Annotated in this window: 18 protein-coding genes; 14 read left to right on the top strand and 4 right to left on the bottom strand. The window is 65.9% G+C overall.

Annotated features, from left to right (window positions below):
- Positions 1 to 8 precede the first annotated feature (8 nt).
- Positions 9 to 620 (bottom strand): methyltransferase, encoded by a 612-nt coding sequence (locus tag E4J89_RS00185; protein WP_136784094.1) that lies wholly within the window; start codon positions 618 to 620, stop codon positions 9 to 11.
- Between the two features lie 428 nt (positions 621 to 1,048).
- On the opposite strand from E4J89_RS00185, the gene hflX reads away from it, so the two are divergent.
- Positions 1,049 to 2,590: a GTPase HflX gene (hflX, locus tag E4J89_RS00180; RefSeq protein ID WP_136784093.1), complete on the top strand. Its 1,542-nt coding sequence runs from the start codon at positions 1,049 to 1,051 to the stop codon at positions 2,588 to 2,590.
- On the top strand, positions 2,583 to 4,622 hold the full coding sequence (locus E4J89_RS00175; protein ID WP_136784092.1) for an ATP-dependent DNA helicase: 2,040 nt from the start codon (positions 2,583 to 2,585) through the stop codon (positions 4,620 to 4,622). Before hflX ends, E4J89_RS00175 begins: the two co-directional genes overlap by 8 nt.
- Before the next feature lie 69 nt (positions 4,623 to 4,691).
- Here the strand turns inward: E4J89_RS00175 and lexA are convergent, their stop codons facing one another.
- Entirely contained in the window at positions 4,692 to 5,462 is a 771-nt protein-coding gene (gene lexA / locus E4J89_RS00170; RefSeq protein WP_346763362.1) for a transcriptional repressor LexA, read from the bottom strand.
- 219 nt (positions 5,463 to 5,681) lie between these two features.
- On the opposite strand from lexA, the gene E4J89_RS00165 reads away from it, so the two are divergent.
- The 7 genes from E4J89_RS00165 to E4J89_RS00140 all read left to right on the top strand — a co-directional run bounded on the left by E4J89_RS00165 (position 5,682) and on the right by E4J89_RS00140 (position 10,395).
- Positions 5,682 to 6,095, top strand: a complete 414-nt coding sequence (locus tag E4J89_RS00165) for a LysM peptidoglycan-binding domain-containing protein (RefSeq protein ID WP_240691595.1) — start codon at positions 5,682 to 5,684, stop codon at positions 6,093 to 6,095.
- Positions 6,096 to 6,167: 72 nt separating this feature from the next.
- Positions 6,168 to 7,277 (top strand): histidinol-phosphate transaminase, encoded by a 1,110-nt coding sequence (locus E4J89_RS00160; protein WP_136784090.1) that lies wholly within the window; start codon positions 6,168 to 6,170, stop codon positions 7,275 to 7,277.
- Between the two features lie 54 nt (positions 7,278 to 7,331).
- A complete protein-coding gene (gene hisB, locus E4J89_RS00155) occupies positions 7,332 to 7,949 on the top strand; it encodes an imidazoleglycerol-phosphate dehydratase HisB (protein ID WP_136784089.1) in 618 nt (205 codons plus the stop codon).
- Positions 7,946 to 8,587: an imidazole glycerol phosphate synthase subunit HisH gene (gene hisH / locus E4J89_RS00150; protein ID WP_136784088.1), complete on the top strand. Its 642-nt coding sequence runs from the start codon at positions 7,946 to 7,948 to the stop codon at positions 8,585 to 8,587. Before hisB ends, hisH begins: the two co-directional genes overlap by 4 nt.
- A 20-nt stretch (positions 8,588 to 8,607) precedes the next feature.
- Positions 8,608 to 8,751, top strand: a complete 144-nt coding sequence (locus E4J89_RS19315) for a hypothetical protein (protein ID WP_205754383.1) — start codon at positions 8,608 to 8,610, stop codon at positions 8,749 to 8,751.
- Between the two features lie 45 nt (positions 8,752 to 8,796).
- The gene (gene priA / locus E4J89_RS00145) at positions 8,797 to 9,537 is read left to right on the top strand and encodes a bifunctional 1-(5-phosphoribosyl)-5-((5-phosphoribosylamino)methylideneamino)imidazole-4-carboxamide isomerase/phosphoribosylanthranilate isomerase PriA (RefSeq protein WP_136784087.1); all 741 of its coding nucleotides are present in this window, start codon (positions 8,797 to 8,799) and stop codon (positions 9,535 to 9,537) included.
- Positions 9,538 to 9,546: 9 nt separating this feature from the next.
- A complete protein-coding gene (locus tag E4J89_RS00140; protein ID WP_136784086.1) occupies positions 9,547 to 10,395 on the top strand; it encodes an SseB family protein in 849 nt (282 codons plus the stop codon).
- A gap of 99 nt (positions 10,396 to 10,494) precedes the next feature.
- Here E4J89_RS00140 and E4J89_RS00135 read toward each other — a convergent pair whose 3' ends face one another.
- Positions 10,495 to 10,914, bottom strand: coding sequence for a DUF1844 domain-containing protein (locus E4J89_RS00135; protein WP_136784085.1), 420 nt, complete (start codon positions 10,912 to 10,914; stop codon positions 10,495 to 10,497).
- A 299-nt stretch (positions 10,915 to 11,213) separates the two neighbouring features.
- Here E4J89_RS00135 and infC point away from each other — a divergent pair, with 299 nt between their 5' ends.
- The 5 genes from infC to E4J89_RS00110 all read left to right on the top strand — a co-directional run bounded on the left by infC (position 11,214) and on the right by E4J89_RS00110 (position 15,328).
- The gene (gene infC / locus E4J89_RS00130) at positions 11,214 to 12,224 is read left to right on the top strand and encodes a translation initiation factor IF-3 (protein ID WP_136784084.1); all 1,011 of its coding nucleotides are present in this window, start codon (positions 11,214 to 11,216) and stop codon (positions 12,222 to 12,224) included.
- Positions 12,225 to 12,369: 145 nt separating this feature from the next.
- Entirely contained in the window at positions 12,370 to 12,564 is a 195-nt protein-coding gene (gene rpmI / locus E4J89_RS00125; RefSeq protein WP_127511693.1) for a 50S ribosomal protein L35, read from the top strand.
- 117 nt (positions 12,565 to 12,681) lie between these two features.
- Positions 12,682 to 13,332 (top strand): 50S ribosomal protein L20, encoded by a 651-nt coding sequence (rplT, locus tag E4J89_RS00120; protein WP_136784083.1) that lies wholly within the window; start codon positions 12,682 to 12,684, stop codon positions 13,330 to 13,332.
- A gap of 45 nt (positions 13,333 to 13,377) precedes the next feature.
- Positions 13,378 to 14,298 carry an RNA methyltransferase gene (locus E4J89_RS00115; protein ID WP_136784082.1) on the top strand — a complete coding sequence of 307 codons (921 nt, stop codon included), beginning with the start codon at positions 13,378 to 13,380 and terminating at the stop codon, positions 14,296 to 14,298.
- A gap of 85 nt (positions 14,299 to 14,383) precedes the next feature.
- Positions 14,384 to 15,328 (top strand): cation diffusion facilitator family transporter, encoded by a 945-nt coding sequence (locus tag E4J89_RS00110; RefSeq protein WP_136784081.1) that lies wholly within the window; start codon positions 14,384 to 14,386, stop codon positions 15,326 to 15,328.
- Here E4J89_RS00110 and E4J89_RS00105 read toward each other — a convergent pair.
- A complete protein-coding gene (locus tag E4J89_RS00105; RefSeq protein WP_136784080.1) occupies positions 15,325 to 16,599 on the bottom strand; it encodes an MFS transporter in 1,275 nt (424 codons plus the stop codon). The two genes, E4J89_RS00110 and E4J89_RS00105, sit on opposite strands and share 4 nt — an antisense overlap.
- Between the last annotated feature and the right edge of the window lie 135 nt (positions 16,600 to 16,734).

The following is a 16,734-nucleotide window of genomic DNA, read 5'->3' as shown; positions in this document are numbered from 1 at the left end:
CCGGGCGGTCAGTCCGCGCGCCGGACGCAGAGCACGCGGAAGGCCTTGGCCGTGCTTTCACGCGTGACGGAGTAATCCGGCGGCAACTCGCCCGAGAGCCAGCGCTGCAGCGAGTCCGAGCCCAGGTTCTTCTGGACTACCAGCCAGGCTGTGCCTCCCGGGGCGAGCCTGGGCAGCCAGAGCAGCAACAGTTCGTGAAGTTCACTCTTGCCGATCCGGATCGGCGGATTGGACCAGATGGTGTTGAACTGCAGCGACGGGTCGACATCTTCCGGCCGACAGGCACGGACGTTCTTCAGGCCCAGCGATGCGGCGTTGTCGTTGGTCAAGGCGATGCTGCGCTCGTTGACGTCCACGGCCCACACTGCGGCCGCTGGAGACTTCAGGCCCAGGGTCAGGGCGATCGGGCCCCACCCGCAGCCTATGTCCAGCAGGTTGCCGGCCGCAGCCGGCGGCGGCACTTCGGCCAACAGCACCGCTGTGCCCTTGTCGACGCCGTCCGGGCTGAAGATTCCGCCCGCCGTCTGCAGTTGGCGGGTGCGGCCGTCCAGCTCGACCTCCAAGGTGCGGCGGACCTCGGGTTTTCCTGGTTGCGGGCTGAAGTAGTGCTCTGTTCCCATAATCGGCCAGATTAGTGCGCGCTCAGCGGAATCGGTATCTAGGCGCACCTAAGCTGCGCCCGCTCTGGTAGCGTGAACCCCATGAAGAAGTAATGATTGCGCCGCCACCATGCTGTCCCGTTCGCTACGGCACAGCGCGTGCCGTTGGTTGAGAATCCATTCTCCCCGGCCGCCGGGCAATCAACGTTCCCCGAATACTTCTGGAACACTCCACCTCCGCAGCCGCTTGATGCCGGCTGTTTATGGTCCCCGGTGCCGGTTGTTCCGGCCGCACCAGCAGGCGCCAGCAGCCACACATTTCCTGCCCCGCACCGACGGGGCCCATGCCAGGAGGACTTTTGGCCAATCATCCACAAACCACATCTTCGGACTCCGCCGGACGCAGCCCGGAGGACTACGATAAGACCACGGACATTTCGAAGGAGAGCATGACCACCAACAGCCCCCAGCCGTCGCCGGAACCGGAAATGACGCCGGATGAGATCCAAGCCGTCATTGACCGTATCTTGGCCCGAGATACTGCGCCACGCAGCAAGCCGGGCGTCGGCGGACGAGCGCAGGCCCTGTCCGACCTTAATTCCGAACATTCCGAATTCGACGGTGACCAGCAGGACTTGGCCGAACGTCGTGCCCTCCGCCGCGTCGCAGGCCTCTCCACCGAACTGGAGGACGTCACCGAGGTCGAGTACCGGCAGTTGCGCCTGGAACGCGTGGTCCTGGCAGGCCTCTGGACCGAAGGCACCGCCGACGACGCCGACAACTCCTTGCGGGAACTGGCCGCGCTGGCGGAGACTGCCGGCTCCGAAGTGTTGGACGGTATCGTGCAGCGCCGGATGAAGCCGGACCCGGGTACCTTCCTCGGTTCCGGCAAGGCCCAGGAACTGCGGGACATCGTGATGTCCACCGGTGCGGACACGGTCATTGTCGACGGCGAACTCTCGCCTTCGCAGCGCCGCGGGCTGGAGGACATCGTCAAGGTCAAGGTCATCGACCGCACCGCGCTGATCCTGGACATCTTCGCGCAGCACGCCAAGAGCCGCGAAGGCAAGGCACAAGTCGAACTGGCCCAGTTGGAATACTTGCTGCCGAGGCTGCGTGGCTGGGGCGAGTCGATGTCACGCCAGGCCGGCGGCCGGGTAGGCGCTGCCGGTGGCGGCATCGGTTCGCGCGGACCCGGTGAGACGAAGATCGAACTGGACCGCCGTCGTATTAGGACGCGGATGGCGAAACTGCGCCGCGAGATCGCGGCCATGAAGCCGGCACGGGAAACCAAGCGTGCCAACCGCCGACGCAATGCCGTGCCCTCAGTGGCCATCGCCGGGTACACCAACGCCGGCAAATCGTCGCTGCTCAACCGGCTGACCGATGCCGGCGTGCTGGTGGAGAATGCGCTTTTTGCCACCTTGGACCCCACCGTCCGCCGCGCGGAGACGCCCGACGGTATAGGCTACACGCTCGCCGACACTGTCGGATTTGTCCGTTCGCTGCCCACCCAACTGGTGGAAGCCTTCCGCTCCACGCTGGAAGAAGTTGCCGACGCCGATGTGATCCTGCATGTGGTCGACGTCTCCCACCCCGACCCGGAGGGGCAGATCGCGGCGGTGCGCGAAGTGCTTTCCGAGGTGGACGCGCGGCACATTCCCGAAATCGTGGTGCTGAACAAAGCCGATGTCGCCGATCCCTTTGTGGTCGAGCGCCTGCGCCAGCGCGAACCGAACCACGTCGTGGTGTCGGCGCGCACCGGCCAGGGCATGGACACGCTGCTTCGACGGATCAGCGAGACCATTCCCCGGCCCAGTGTGAAGCTGCGGCTGCTGGTGCCCTACGACCGCGGCGAAGTCATCAGCCGGTTGCACAGCGAGGACGCCGAAATTCTCGCCATGGAGCACGGAGAAGACGGCACTCGGCTCGATGTGCTCGTTCGTGAGGGGCTGGCAGCGGAGCTGGAACGATTCCTGCGGCATGACTGATACCCGGGTTCCGGCCGGCGAGGCGTTGCGGCTGCTGGATGTCGCAGTCCAGGGAATGGGCGGCCAGCATCGCGCCGGCCAGCATGAAATGGCTGCCAAGGTGGCCGAGGCCTTCGACCGCCGACGGCATCTGCTGGTGCAGGCGGGCACCGGCACTGGAAAGTCGTTGGCCTATCTGGTCCCGCTCATGGTGCAAGCGTTGGAAGGTGAGAAGCCCGCTATCGTTTCCACGGCGACGCTGGCCCTGCAATCGCAGATCGTCAAACGGGATCTGCCGCGGCTGATGGAAGCCGTCGCCGATGAGCTTCCGCGGCCGCTGGACGTCGCGTTGCTCAAAGGGCGGAACAATTACGTCTGCCTGCATAAGCTGGCCGGCGGCTTTCCGGACGAAGACGCGCCAGCCGCGCTGTTCAGCCTGGGCGAGGACGCCGTCCCGCATCCGGCGCCCGCCGGCGGAGGGGCATCCGGCGGGGCGTCGAGTGCGTTGGGCAAGGAGGTGGTGCGCCTGCGCGAATGGGCGCAGGAGACCGAGACCGGCGACCGCGATGAACTGGTGCCGGGTGTCAGTGACCGGGCATGGCGCCAGGTTTCCGTGGGATCGATGGAATGCCTCGGCGCGCAAAAGTGCCCCCTCGCGGCGGAATGCTTCAGCGAACTGGCACGCGGACATGCGGCCGAAGCGGACATCGTGATCACCAACCATGCCATGCTCGCCATCAACGCCTTCGAGGGCGTCGCAGTCCTTCCGGACTACGACGTGGTGGTCATTGACGAGGCCCACGAACTGCAGGACCGAGTGACCAGCGCGGTGGCCGGGCAGCTGTCCGCGGCCATGGTACGCACCGCGGCCTCTACCGCGCGCAAGCACACCGGAATCAGCGTGGAACCCCTCAATTCGGCGGCCGGCGCGCTGGAGGATGTCTTGGAAGCCGTGCCGAGCGGATTGCAGGCCTCCGGTCTGCGCCAGGAGCAAGAACTGGTGCTCATGCAGGTGCGGGAGGCCGCCCGCGTGGCGCTATCCGATTCCAAGCCCGACGGATCCGGAGCGGCGGACGGCGGCCGGCAGATGGCCCGTTCGCGTCTCGCCGCGGTGTTGGAGATGGCAGAACGGCTGCTGTCCGCGGCGGATTCCCGCGAGGTCATTTGGGCAACCCGTCCCAGCACCTACGGCGAGGCCGGGGACTACGTCGCCAACGACGACCAACCGGCTACCCTCAACATTGCTCCGTTGTCTGTCGCGTCCAGACTGCGTGAAGGGCTCTTCGACGAACATACGGTGGTGCTGACGTCTGCCACGCTGTCGGTGGGCGGAACCTTCGACGCCGTCGCCGGTTCGCTCGGGTTGCTGGGGGCCGGCGCTCCGGCTTACTCGAGTGCCGATGTGGGCAGCCCCTTCGACTACCCGCGCCAGGGCGTGCTGTATGTGGCATCGCATCTGCCCAAGCCGGGCCGCGGCACCAGTCCGGAGCAGCTCGACGAACTCGAGGAACTGCTGCAGGCCTCTCGCGGCGGTGCCCTCGGACTGTTCTCCTCGCGGCGTGCGGCAGAAGAGGCTGCGGCTGAAATGCGCAAGCGCACCGACCTGACCATCCTGTGCCAGGGCGAATCCTCAATGGCGGCGTTGGTCCGCCAATTCGCGGATGAACCGGACACCTGCCTGTTCGGCACCATGACGCTGTGGCAGGGCGTCGATGTGCCCGGCGAGGCATGCCGGCTGGTAGTGATCGACCGCATTCCGTTCCCGCGGCCGGACGACCCCCTTACCACCGCCCGGACCCGGTCGGTGGCCCAAGCGGGAGGCAACGGTTTCATGACCGTCTCAGCCACCCACGCCGCCGTGCGGCTGGCGCAGGGAGCCGGCCGCTTGATCCGAGCAGCCAATGACAAGGGAGTGGTAGCCGTCTTGGATTCCAGGCTGGCCACGGCGCGCTATGGAAACTTCCTGCGCAGCGCCCTGCCGCCGTTCTGGAGCACGAAGGATGGTGCGACCGCCCGCCAGATTCTGGAGCGGCTGGCGGCCGCCGCAGCCTGAAACGGCGGCGGCAGGAGCGCCGCCGCCGTGGGCAGGTCCAACCGGCCCGGGTGATGGGTGACCGAGCGGTCAGAGCGCGCGCATCACGGAGACAACCTTGCCCATGATGGTGGCGTGGTCGCCCAAGATCGGTTCATAGCGCGTGTTCTGCGGCAGCAGCCAGGTGTGCCCGTCGCGCTGCCGGAAGGTTTTAACCGTTGCCTCGTCGTCGAGCAGCGCAGCAACGATATCTCCGTTCTCGGCGGTGTGCTGCTGCCGGACCACCACCCAATCGCCGTCGCAAATGGCAGCGTCGATCATCGAATCGCCGGAAACCTTGAGCATGAACAACTCGCCGTGTCCCACCAACTGACGGGGCAGCGGCATGACGTCCTCGACCGCCTGATCTGCAAGGATCGGCCCGCCGGCGGCGATCCGCCCCACCAGCGGCACCATGGCGGTATCGGATGAGGTGGTGAGTTCGGAGACCGCGACGCCGCTGGAGCTGCGCAACTGCTGCGGCTCGTCGACGCCCACGATTTCCACGCCGCCGTTGTCGAGCGTCAGCGGGGTGAGGATCTCCATCGCCCGGGGGCGCTTGGGATCCCGCCGGATGTAGCCCATCTTCTCCAGTTGAGCCAACTGGTGGGTGACGCTGGACAAGCTCGCCAGACCGACGATATCGCCGATCTCGCGCATCGACGGGGGATACCCGTGGGCAATCACGGAGCGCTGGATGGTTTCCAGGATCTTTTTCTGCCGCGGGGTCAGGCTGCGTCCGACCTTGACAGGGCGGCCGCGCCGCCGTGCTCCGGCAGTGGTGGTGGTCTCTTCGGACATATCCGGCCCCGGTCTTCCCATGATGGTCCATGCGCCGGCCTGGCTAATGCGCAACCGGCACGCGGATTGCTGTCTCGACTGTTTTGTCAGTGGCGGCTGATGCACTTCATGTCATAGCCGCCTCTGCCATCAACGCTAGGCGAGGCGGTGAGGAATTTCAAACATTTGTTCGACTGAGTCTCGACAATAGTCGATCACCAGTGCTAGAACTGTAGAAGACGCATTCGAAGATACGTTCGAATGCGGTGGTTCGATGATCGAAACCAGTCGAAACAGATCGAAAATCGGAAAGGTGGCACCATGTCCGCCCAGCTCGCACCGCAGCCCGCAGACTTTCACGCCAATGCCCGCCTCCGGCTCACTCGCCGGGGCCGCTTGCTGCTGATTGGCCTGCCGCTCATGCTTGCCGCGGCCGCTGCGCTCACCTTGATCGGCTTCTTCACTGCACCGGCAATGGCTGCAGCCGGCGGCTTGGGTCCTGGGCCCGCCGTGACCGTCACGGTCGGCAGCGGCCAGACGCTCTGGGATGTGGCGGTGCATTCCGCGCCTGATCGCAACCCGCACGATGTCATCTTCGAGATTGCCCAGCTGAACGGCCTGGACGGGGACATCGTCCATTCCGGTCAGCAGCTTCTCGTGCCTTCAGCGAAGTGAGCCAACCGTAATATGAGCTGCTTCGGTCCGCCCGATTCCTGCCCCGGGCGGACCGAAGCTTAAGCTGGATCGGTGAGTGAGCAGCTAGAACGCCTGAACCGCCTGCCGTTACGGGAAAATCTCCGGGGCCTGGAGCCGTATGGCGCCCCCCAGTTGGAGGTGCCCATCCTGCTGAACGTCAATGAAAACACCCACGGCCTGCCCGAGTCGGTGCATCAAGCCATCGTTTCGTCCGTCAGCGCCGCCGCGGTTGGGCTGAACCGGTATCCGGACCGCGAGTTTACCGAGCTTCGGCAGGCGTTGTCCGGCTACCTGGGCCATGGCCTCACTGCCGAGAACATCTGGGCAGCCAACGGATCGAACGAAGTGCTGCAGCAAATCCTTCAGGCCTTCGGCGGGCCGGGCCGGACGTTGCTGAGCTTCCCGCCGACGTACTCCATGTACCCGCTGCTGGCCAGCGGGACCGACACCGAGTATGTGGCGGTGCCGCGGGGGGCAGACTTTACGCTCACTCCGGAGGCGGCTGCCGCTGCGGTCGCAAAAACCGCCGCAAACGTCGTCGTCTTATGCTCCCCGAACAACCCGACGGGCACCGCGCTTGGGCTTGATGTTGTCGAGGCAGCCTACGAAGCGGGGGAGGCATCCAATGCCATCGTGATCGTGGACGAGGCCTATGCCGAATTCGCCCACGCCGGAACGCCGAGCGCGCTGACGCTGCTGCCCGGGCGGGAACGGCTCATCGTTTCCCGCACCATGAGCAAGGCCTTCGCCCTGGCCGGAGCCCGGGTGGGATACCTCGCCGCCGCACCACAGATTGCCGATGCCTTGCGCTTGGTCCGGCTGCCGTACCATTTGTCCGCCATCACGCAGGCAACGGCGTTGGCCGCGCTGGAACATGCAGACGCGTTGCTGGCCAATGTTGAGGACATCAAGACCCAGCGGGACCGCATTGTCGAGGGACTGGCCGAACTGGGGTTGAAGCCGGCGCCGTCGGATTCTAACTTCGTGTTCTTCGGCGGCCTGGAGGATCCGCATGCTGTGTGGCAGGGGCTCCTGGATGACGGCGTGCTGATCCGCGACGTCGGGATTCCCGGACACTTGCGGGTGACCGCGGGCACTGAGGCCGAGACCACAGCCTTCCTCGAAGGCATCAGGGCTCTGATGTCGAGCCCAGTCTCCTAAACTGTTAAGAGCGAACCGGCTTGGGCCGGTCAACCATTTCGTCAAAGGATTCCCATGACCGTGGATATCACCACCGGACGTACCGCACGCCTCGAACGCACCACCAGTGAGTCGTCCGTGCTGGTTGAACTGGATCTCGACGGCACCGGCCGTTCCGAGATCAGCACCACCGTGCCGTTCTACGACCACATGCTCACGGCACTCGCGAAGCACTCGCTGATCGATCTGACCGTGAAGGCCACCGGCGACACGCATATTGACGCCCACCACACCGTCGAAGATGTGGCGATCACGATCGGCGAGAGCTTGAAGCAGGCGTTGGGCAACAAAGCCGGGATCCGCCGGTTCGGCGAAGCAACGGTACCGCTGGATGAAGCGCTGGCCCACGCCGTCGTCGACATCTCCGGGCGCCCCTACCTGGTGCACTCGGGAGAACCTGCTGGGCAGGAATACCACCTGATCGGCGGACACTTCACCGGGTCGCTGACCCGCCACGTATTTGAAGCCATCACGCTGCATGGCCAGATCTGCCTGCACATGCGGGTGCTTGGCGGCCGCGACCCGCACCACATCGTCGAGGCCCAGTTCAAGGCTTTCGCCCGGGCGCTGCGCGCGGCCGTAGAGCCCGATCCCCGGGTCGAGGGCATTCCCTCAACGAAGGGCGCCCTGTGACGGCTGGGCCCAAAGTCACTGTCCTGGACTACGGGTCCGGGAACGTGCGCTCGGCGGTCCGGGCGCTGGAACACGTCGGTGCCAATGTCACGCTCAGCCATGCTTCCGAGGATGTGCTCAACGCGGACGGGCTGTTGGTCCCCGGTGTCGGCGCCTTCGCCACGGTCATGGAAGGGCTGAAGTCCGTGGATGCGCTGCGTTGGATCGGACGACGGGTAGCCGGCGGCCGCCCGGTGCTGGGCATTTGCGTGGGCCTGCAGGTCATGTTCGAAGAAGGTGTTGAACACGGCGTACGCACCCAGGGGATCGGGGAGTGGCCCGGAGTCGTGGAAGCGCTGCCGGCGGAGGTGGTGCCGCACATGGGGTGGAACACCGTTGACGCCGCGGAAGGCAGCCGGTTGTTCGCCGGCATTGAAGACGAACGGTTCTACTTTGTCCACTCCTATGGTGTGCAGCACTGGAACTTTGATGTCACCCAGCCGGCGATGACGCCGCCGCGGGTCACCTGGTCCACGCACGGGGAGCCCTTCATCGCGGCCGTTGAGAACGGTCCACTGAGTGCTACCCAATTCCACCCGGAGAAGTCCGGGGACGCCGGCGCGGAGTTGCTCCGCAACTGGCTGAAGACGCTGAGGTAGCCGTGGGCAGCCTACTCCTCATGGCCCTGGCCGGCCTGCTGGCCGGCGGAGCCATCTCGTTCCGGCAACAGCGGCTGCCCAAATGGTCGGCCATCGTTTTCTGGATTTTGGCCGGTATGTCCCTGCTCGCGGCCTACCTGCTCACCCTCGGTCCAACCGAGTAACCACCTACAGCCCGCGCAGCTGACGGCGCAGAAAGCGGAACCACAATGACGAACCCAACGCCCATCCTTGAGCTCCTGCCCGCAGTCGATGTAGCGGACGGCCAGGCAGTCCGGCTGGTCCAAGGTGAAGCCGGCAGCGAAACCAGTTACGGAGATCCGCTGGACGCTGCACTGGCATGGCAGAACGACGGAGCGGAGTGGGTGCACCTGGTGGATCTCGATGCCGCATTCGGCCGTGGCAACAACACGGAAGTGCTGCGCCGCGTCGCCGACGAGCTGAAGATCAAGGTGGAGCTGTCTGGCGGCATTCGGGACGACGAATCCCTGGAGCGGGCCCTCGAATTCGGTGCAACCCGCGTCAACCTGGGCACCGCCGCCCTGGAAAACCCGGAGTGGACCGCGCGCGCCATCGCCCGGCACGGCGACGCCATCGCGGTGGGTCTTGATGTCCGCGGCACCACGCTGGCAGCCCGGGGCTGGACCGAGGAAGGTGGCGACCTCTGGGAGGTCCTGTCCCGCCTTGAAGACGCCGGTTGCGCCAGGTACGTGGTGACCGACGTGACCAAAGACGGAACACTGCGCGGGCCGAACATCGACCTTCTGCGGCAGATGTGCGAGCGGACCGAGAAGCCCGTGGTGGCCTCCGGCGGCATTTCGAGCCTGGATGACTTGCGGGCCCTGCGGGAACTGGTTCCGACCGGAGTCGAAGGGGCGATTGTCGGCAAGGCCCTCTACGCGGGCAAGTTCACCCTGCCCGAAGCCCTCGACGTAGCCGGACGGCGCTGAGGGTCCAGCGTGGGAAAGAAGGAGCTGCCGGCCCACATTGCTGCGGCCTTGGCGGGCGCCGGCGGCGCAGGGGACTCGGCGGGCCAAAGCTGGACCGGGCGCGACCTGAGTGGCGCAGGAAATCCGCTGCACCAGTTCGATCACGACGACGGCAGCACCGATCCGGCCTATGAAGCAGCTCTTCAGTGGCTGGCCGCCGGCACCGGCGGGGAAGCGGAAGTAGTGGCCGCACTGGCCAACGCCCGCGTCTTCGTCCCCATCGTCGCCACCCTCGGTGAAGAAGCCGAGGGTAGCGGCGGCTTGACGGCCGATAAGCAGGCGGACATGGCCTTGGTGACGCTGCAAGCCCCGGACGGGCGCCGTGCGCTCCCCGCGTTCAGCAATACCGCCGCCCTCGAAGCCTGGCATCCCGAGGCCCGTCCGGTTGCCGTTTACGCGCCGCGGGCGGCGTTGGCGGCAGTGTCCGAAGACGCGGAACTGTTGGTCATCGACCCGGGTGCCGCGCTGACCTTCGTGGTCCGGCGGCCGGCCGTGTGGGCGTTGGCCAAGCAACAGGAATGGCTGCCCTCCTACCGTGATCCGGCGCTGCTGGACTGGGTGGCCGACGCCACCAGTACGGAGGAAGCCGTCTTGGCAGCATCCGTCGAGCCGGGGGCCGGGATCGCGGTCCGGACGGCCGATGGTTCGGTGGTGGCAGGAGGCGGCCACGGACCGGAGCTTCGCCTGGTGCTGCAGGTACGTGACGGTCTGGGCCGCGAGCAGTTGGCTGCTTTGGCCGGGCGAATCCAGGAGAGGCTGCAGGCACGGCAGGAGTTTGCCGAGCGCGTGGATTCGCTGGAGCTGAAGTTCACCCGCTGAGCGGTCGGGGGATCCGCACGCCCTGCCTGCTGTAAAGACAAGAACGACGCCGGTGCGTGCACCGGCGTCGTTCTTTTTTGTTGTGGAGTTCTTGCCAGATTAGTTGACCGGGCCGGTGAACTTCTCACCCGGTCCCTTGCCCGGCTCGTCCTGGATCACGGACGCCTCGCGGAAGGCCAGTTGCAGGGAGCGGAGGCCATCGCGTAACGGGCCGGCATGCTGGCTGCCGATTTCCGGCGCGGCAGCTGTCACAAAGCCAGCCAGCGCCGTGATCAGCTTGCGGGCTTCGTCCAGATCTTTGAGCTCTTCAGCATCGTCGCCGGCGGCCAATCCGCATTTAACGGCGGCGGCACTCATCAGGTGGACGGCCGCGGTGGTGATGACTTCCACAGCGGGCACTTCGGCGATGTCGCGCATCTGGCCCAGGACTTCCTGTTCCTGGGTAGAAGCAGAACCGGCATCCGGCGCGAAGCTGTGTCGGTGGCCGTCGTTCTGCGGATTGTTATCTGAGCTGCTCATACTGGTAAGCTTGTCACAGACCAATTGGATCCGGTTACTTATGTGCCTGAAAGCACTTAGTGAAAACGGGGTCCAATCTGCAAGCGGAGACCTCTCCCACCCGTCGGTATGGCTAGCCAGAGCTGCCGGGTTTTGGTCGGCAGGATGTGTTCGGTTCCTTTCACGGAAGGAGTCCGTGCCCAGTCCGCGGAACCTGTGCGGTTCCGGCTGCCGCTACCTTCGAGGCCTTCGATTGCGCTTGCAATGGGAGGCCTTCTTTCATTGCATGGGCAGCCAAATATCAGTGACAGGAGCCACACATTAGCGAGCCAAGAATCAACGATCGTATCCGCGTTCCGGAGGTCCGGTTAGTCGGACCGAACGGTGAGCAGGTCGGCATCGTCCGCATTGAGGACGCCCTCCGCCTGGCCACGGAATCGGATCTTGACCTGGTTGAGGTCGCACCGCAGGCAAAGCCTCCGGTGTGCAAGCTTATGGACTATGGCAAGTACAAGTATGAGGCTGCGGTCAAGGCCCGCGAGGCGCGCAAGAACCAGACGAACACTGTGCTCAAGGAAATCCGGTTCCGGCTGAAGATCGATAAGCACGACTACGAGACGAAGCGCGGCCATGCGCTTCGGTTCCTCGCGGCCGGCGACAAGGTCAAGGCCATGATCCAGTTCCGCGGCCGTGAGCAACAGCGCCCGGAAATGGGCATTCGCCTGCTGCACAAGTTTGCCGAGGACGTCGCCGAAGTCGGCGTCATCGAGTCGACTCCGCGGATTGACGGCAGGAACATGGTCATGGTGATCGGCCCGACCAAGAACAAGGCCGAAGCCAAGGCAGAAGCCCGGCGCGCCGCGCAGAAGGCGGATGCCAAGGCTGCGAACGAGGCCAAGAAGCAGCGGGTGGAGACCTCCGCCGACCAGGAACCGTTCACCCAGAGCCTGGGCGACCTGATCCCGGAAGGCCTTGCCGCCATGGCAAGCCAGCCGGAGGAAACCACCGAAGCGCCCGCCGAGCCGGCCGCACCGGCTGTTTCCGAACCGGACGTTCAGGCCACGGAGCAGGCCACGGAGCAGCCCGAAGAGGCCAAGCCGGCGGAACAGCCCAAGGCGAAGCCCGCGGCTGATGCCGAGGCGAAGCCTGCAGCGGAGGCCAAGCCTGCGGCCAAGGCGAAGCCTGCAGCGGAGGCCAAGCCTGCCGCTCCGGCGAAGCCCGCAGCACCTGCCGAGGCCAAGCCCGCGGCACCCAAGCCCGCAGCCCGGCCCAAGCCGACAGCGCGGCCTGCGGCTCCCAAACCTGCTGGCCGGTCCGGCTCCAAGAGCTAAGACCGTCCAGAGAGCATCCGGCATCTCGCCGGGCACATCCTCGTGCCCGGTGCCGGTACACAAGTAAACCGCCGGTGCCCGCAGCGGCACCGCACGAGCCGAAGGTCAGCAACGGCCTGAGGAAGACGTAAGGAGAACGGCAGCCATGCCGAAGCAGAAGACCCACAGCGGCGCCAAGAAGCGCTTCAAGCTCACCGGCAGCGGCAAGCTCAAGCGCCAGCAGGCCAACCGCCGCCACTACCTGGAGCACAAGCCTTCCACGCTGACCCGCCGCCTCGCAGGTGACAAGATCGTTGCTCCGGCAGACGTGCGCAACATCAAGAAGATGCTCGGCATCTAACTTCTCCCCTCCGGTCCGCACGGCGTCAGCCGTCAGTACCATCCCAGCAAGTTTTGCCCCGACCGCTGATCGTGGCGGTCGAACCACCGGGCACCAATCATCAAAAGGAGTACGCACGTGGCACGTGTGAAGCGGGCGGTCAACGCCCACAAGAAGCGCCGGGTTATCCTGGACCGGGCTGCCGGATACCGCGGACAGCGGTCCCGCCTGTACCGCAAGGCCAAGGAACAGCTGCTGCACTCGTTCGTGTACAGCTACGGCGACCGCCGCAAGCGTAAGGGCGACTTCCGCCGCCTGTGGATCCAGCGCATCAACGCTGCTTCCCGCGCCAACGGCCTGACCTACAACCGCCTCATCCAGGGCCTGAAGGCCGCCGAGGTTCAGGTTGACCGCCGCATGCTGGCCGAACTGGCCGTCTCCGACGCCGGCGCCTTCGCTGCTCTGGTGAAGATTGCCAAGGATGCGCTGCCCGCCGACACCTCGGCTCCCGCCGAGCGCCCGGCCGCCGCTGCCAAGCCGGCTGCCAAGGCCAAGGCCGCTCCGGCCGCTGAAGCCGGCGAAGTTGCCGGCGCCGTGAAGGCTGTTGACGGCGAGGATGCACCTGCCGGCTACACCATCAAGGGCAACCAGTCCAAGAAGTACCACGTTCCGGGTTCCACCTGGTACGAGAACACCACTCCGGTGTACTGGTTCGAGTCCGTCGAGGCCGCCAAGGCTGCCGGTTTCGAGCCCGCCGGCGGCGAAGCCCGCCAGAAGGTTGCCGAGTAAGCACCGGATGCAGGAACCGCCATACGGCGACGTTATAGTCGCTGTATGAGCATTACCGGGCGCCCGCAAGCTACGATCATGTCCAACCCCCGAGCCGATCGGGTGAAGGATGTGGCCAAGCTTGCCGGGCGCTCGGTGCGCTTAAAGCGCCGGCAGTTCCTCGCCGAAGGCCCGCAGGCTGTCCGCGAGGCCTTGTCCGCCCACCGCGCGAACATCGACTCCGGGGGCGACGGGATCGTGGCCGAGGTCTTTGCCACCGACGCCTGCCTGGACCGGTTGCCTGAACTGGCGGACCTGGCCGACGGTGTGCCGCTGCGGCTGGCCACCGACGCCGTGCTCGCGGCCATGGCCGACACTGTCAACCCGCAGGGAATCGTGGCAGTCTGCCACTACCTGGACCGGCCGCTGAATGAAGTGCTGCAGGCCAAACCGCTGCTGCTGGCCATCATGGTCCGGGTGCAGGATCCCGGCAATGCCGGCACCATTTTGCGGGCAGCCGACTCGGCCGGCGCGGACGCCGTCATACTGACCAGCTCCAGCGTGGATATCTACAACCCCAAGGCCGTGCGTTCCACCGCTGGATCGCTTTTCCACCTGCCGGTGGTCACGGGACATGATTTTGATGAGTTGGCTGCCGCCCTGCGGGCGGCCGGGCTGACCATGCTCGCTGCCGACGGCTACGGCACGATCGATTTGGACGATTTGCAGGACCGCAGTGCGCTTCGGCGGCTGGGGAGCGGTTCCGCTTCCGACGACGGCGGAGGACTTCCCGATCTGGCGGCGCCGACCGCCTGGCTCTTTGGGAACGAGGCCCAGGGGCTCTCATCGGAGGAGCTCGCCTCGGCGGCCCACCGGGTGGCGGTGCCGGTCTACGGCCAAGCCGAGAGCCTCAACGTCGGTACGGCCGCCACGGTCTGCTTGTATGCCTCGGCCAGATCCCAGCGGCGGGGTGGCCAGCCGGTCTAGCCCCTGCCGATCGGCCCGGGCCGAAGGTACGGTAAGAACCGAAGCCGCATCATTGCGGAGGTCGGGTTGAACCGGGAGGCGCAGGATGGCTGGAAGCGGAGGGACCAAGGCTGTCGTCGCGGCGTTAGCCGCCAACCTGACCATTGCCGCGCTGAAGTTCGTCGCATATCTCCTGACCCTATCGTCGTCGATGCTGGCAGAAGCCATCCACTCGGTGGCCGATTCCGGCAACCAGGTCCTGCTCTTGGTGGGCGGCAAACGAGCCGCACGGCAGGCGAGCCCCAGCCACCCGTTCGGTTACGGCCGGGACCGGTACATCTACGCGTTCATCGTCTCGATCGTGCTGTTCAGCGTCGGTGGACTGTTCGCGTTGTACGAGGCTTACCACAAGTGGCAAGACCCGCACCCCATCGAAGGCTTCTGGTGGTGGGTCCCCTTGGCTGTACTGGCCGGCGCGATCATCGCCGAATCCTTCTCGCTGCGGACCGCCGTCAGGGAGTCCAACCCAATGCGCGGCACCACCGGCTGGGTGGACTTTATCCGCCGCTCGAAGGCGCCGGAACTGCCCGTAATCCTGCTTGAGGACTTTGCTGCCCTCCTGGGCCTGGTGTTCGCGTTGTTTGGTGTCAGCCTCACCCTGCTGACCGGCAACGGGCTGTGGGACGCCGCCGGCACGGCCATGATCGGTCTGCTGCTGGTGGCCATCGCTGCCGTGCTTGCCATTGAGACCAAGTCGTTGCTGCTGGGCGAATCAGCCTCGCGGGAGCACCTGCTGCTGATCGAGCAAGCCATCGCCGCCGACGATGAGACCCGAGTTATTCACCTGAAGACCATGCACCTGGGGCCGGAGGAACTCCTGGTCGCAGCCAAGATCAGCGTGGGACGGAGTGACTCGGGCCAGGAGATCGCGCGGTTGATCGACGGTGCAGAACGGCGCATCCGCGACGCGGTGCCGATTGCCACCCTCATCTATTTGGAACCGGACATCTTCCGTTCGGAATCCGTTGGCCGCCCAGCGGGCCCGGCCTAATCCTGGCCGGTGCGCCCCGATGCGGACATGGCTGATCCCGGGGCCTGTGCTGGTGCCGCCTGCGGCGATGCCGGGTTGGGCCGCTTCTCGACGGCGCCGCTGATCCCGGCGATGCCCAGTCCCAGGGCGGCCAGGCCGGCACCAACCAGCGCCGGTGCAGCGAAGCCCCAGCCCCAGGAGATCACCACACCGCCCAGGAACGCGCCCAGCGCGTTGGCCATGTTCAGGGCCGAATGGTTGAGCGATGCCGCAAGGGTCTGGGCATCCGGCGACGCGTCCATCAGCCGGGTCTGCAGGGCGGGGATCAGGCTGGATCCGGCGACGCCGAGGAGGAAGACCAGCGGGATGGCCAGCATCGCCACCGAGGAAGCTGCCCAGAAAAGCACCAGGACGACGATGATGGCCGTCATGACCTGATAGATGGTGCCCATCACGGACCGGTCCGCCAGCCGTCCGCCGATGAAGGTGCCAACGACCATGCCCAGGCCGTAGAGGCCGACGATCAAGGGCAGGGCGGCGGGGGCCAGCCCGGTCACCTCCGTCATGGTGGGGCTGATGTAGGAATACACGGCAAAGAACCCGCCGAAACCAACCACGCCAACGAGGAGCGCCAGCCAGACCTGGATCCGTTTCAGCGCGCGGAGTTCGCGGCGGACGCCGGCTTCTTCATGCGCCGGGCTGAAGGGGACAAGGCGTTGGATCATCAGCACAGTGACCGCCCCGACCGCGCCGACGGCCACAAACATCAGCCGCCAGCCGTACTGCTGGCCCAGCCACGTGACGAGCGGGACGCCAACCACGTTGGCCACTGACAGCCCCAGCATCACCATGGCAACGGCCTGTGCCCGGCGGCCAGGCGATACCAGCGAGGCTGCCAGGACGGCGGCCACGCCAAAGTAGGCGCCGTGCGGCAGGCCGGAAATGAATCGGGTCACCAGCATGGTGGCATAGTCGGGAGCCAGCACCGACGAAAGATTCCCCAGCGTGAACAGGACCATCAGCCCCAGCACCATGTACTTGTGCGGCAGTTTGGCTCCGAGCGCCGCCAGCAGCGGGGCTCCGATCACCACGCCCAACGCATAAGCGGAGATCAGGTGCCCGCTCTCCGGGATACTGATGTTCAAGCCTTCCGCCACGTTCTGCAGCAGCCCCATAATGGCGAATTCCGTGGTTCCAATGGCGAACCCGCCCATAGCCAGTGCAACGATGGCCCACACCGTCCGGCGTTTGGCAGTGGGCGTCCGTGTGGTGGCGGGGACAGGGTGGCTCATCTGGTGGCTTTCGTTTGGCGGCAGGGGATGCAGAGGAAAGAAGTGGCCGCGCCAGTGCGGCGGAAGCGGTGGGCCCTGGGGAGCACGCTCCGGCAATTACAGTATGGCAACACCTCAGCGCAGCGTCGCATTCCG

It is taken from the genome of Arthrobacter sp. CAU 1506, assembly GCF_005047635.1.
Taxonomy (GTDB): Bacteria; Actinomycetota; Actinomycetes; order Actinomycetales; family Micrococcaceae; genus Crystallibacter.
This window is presented reverse-complemented; position numbering and strand designations above follow the sequence as displayed.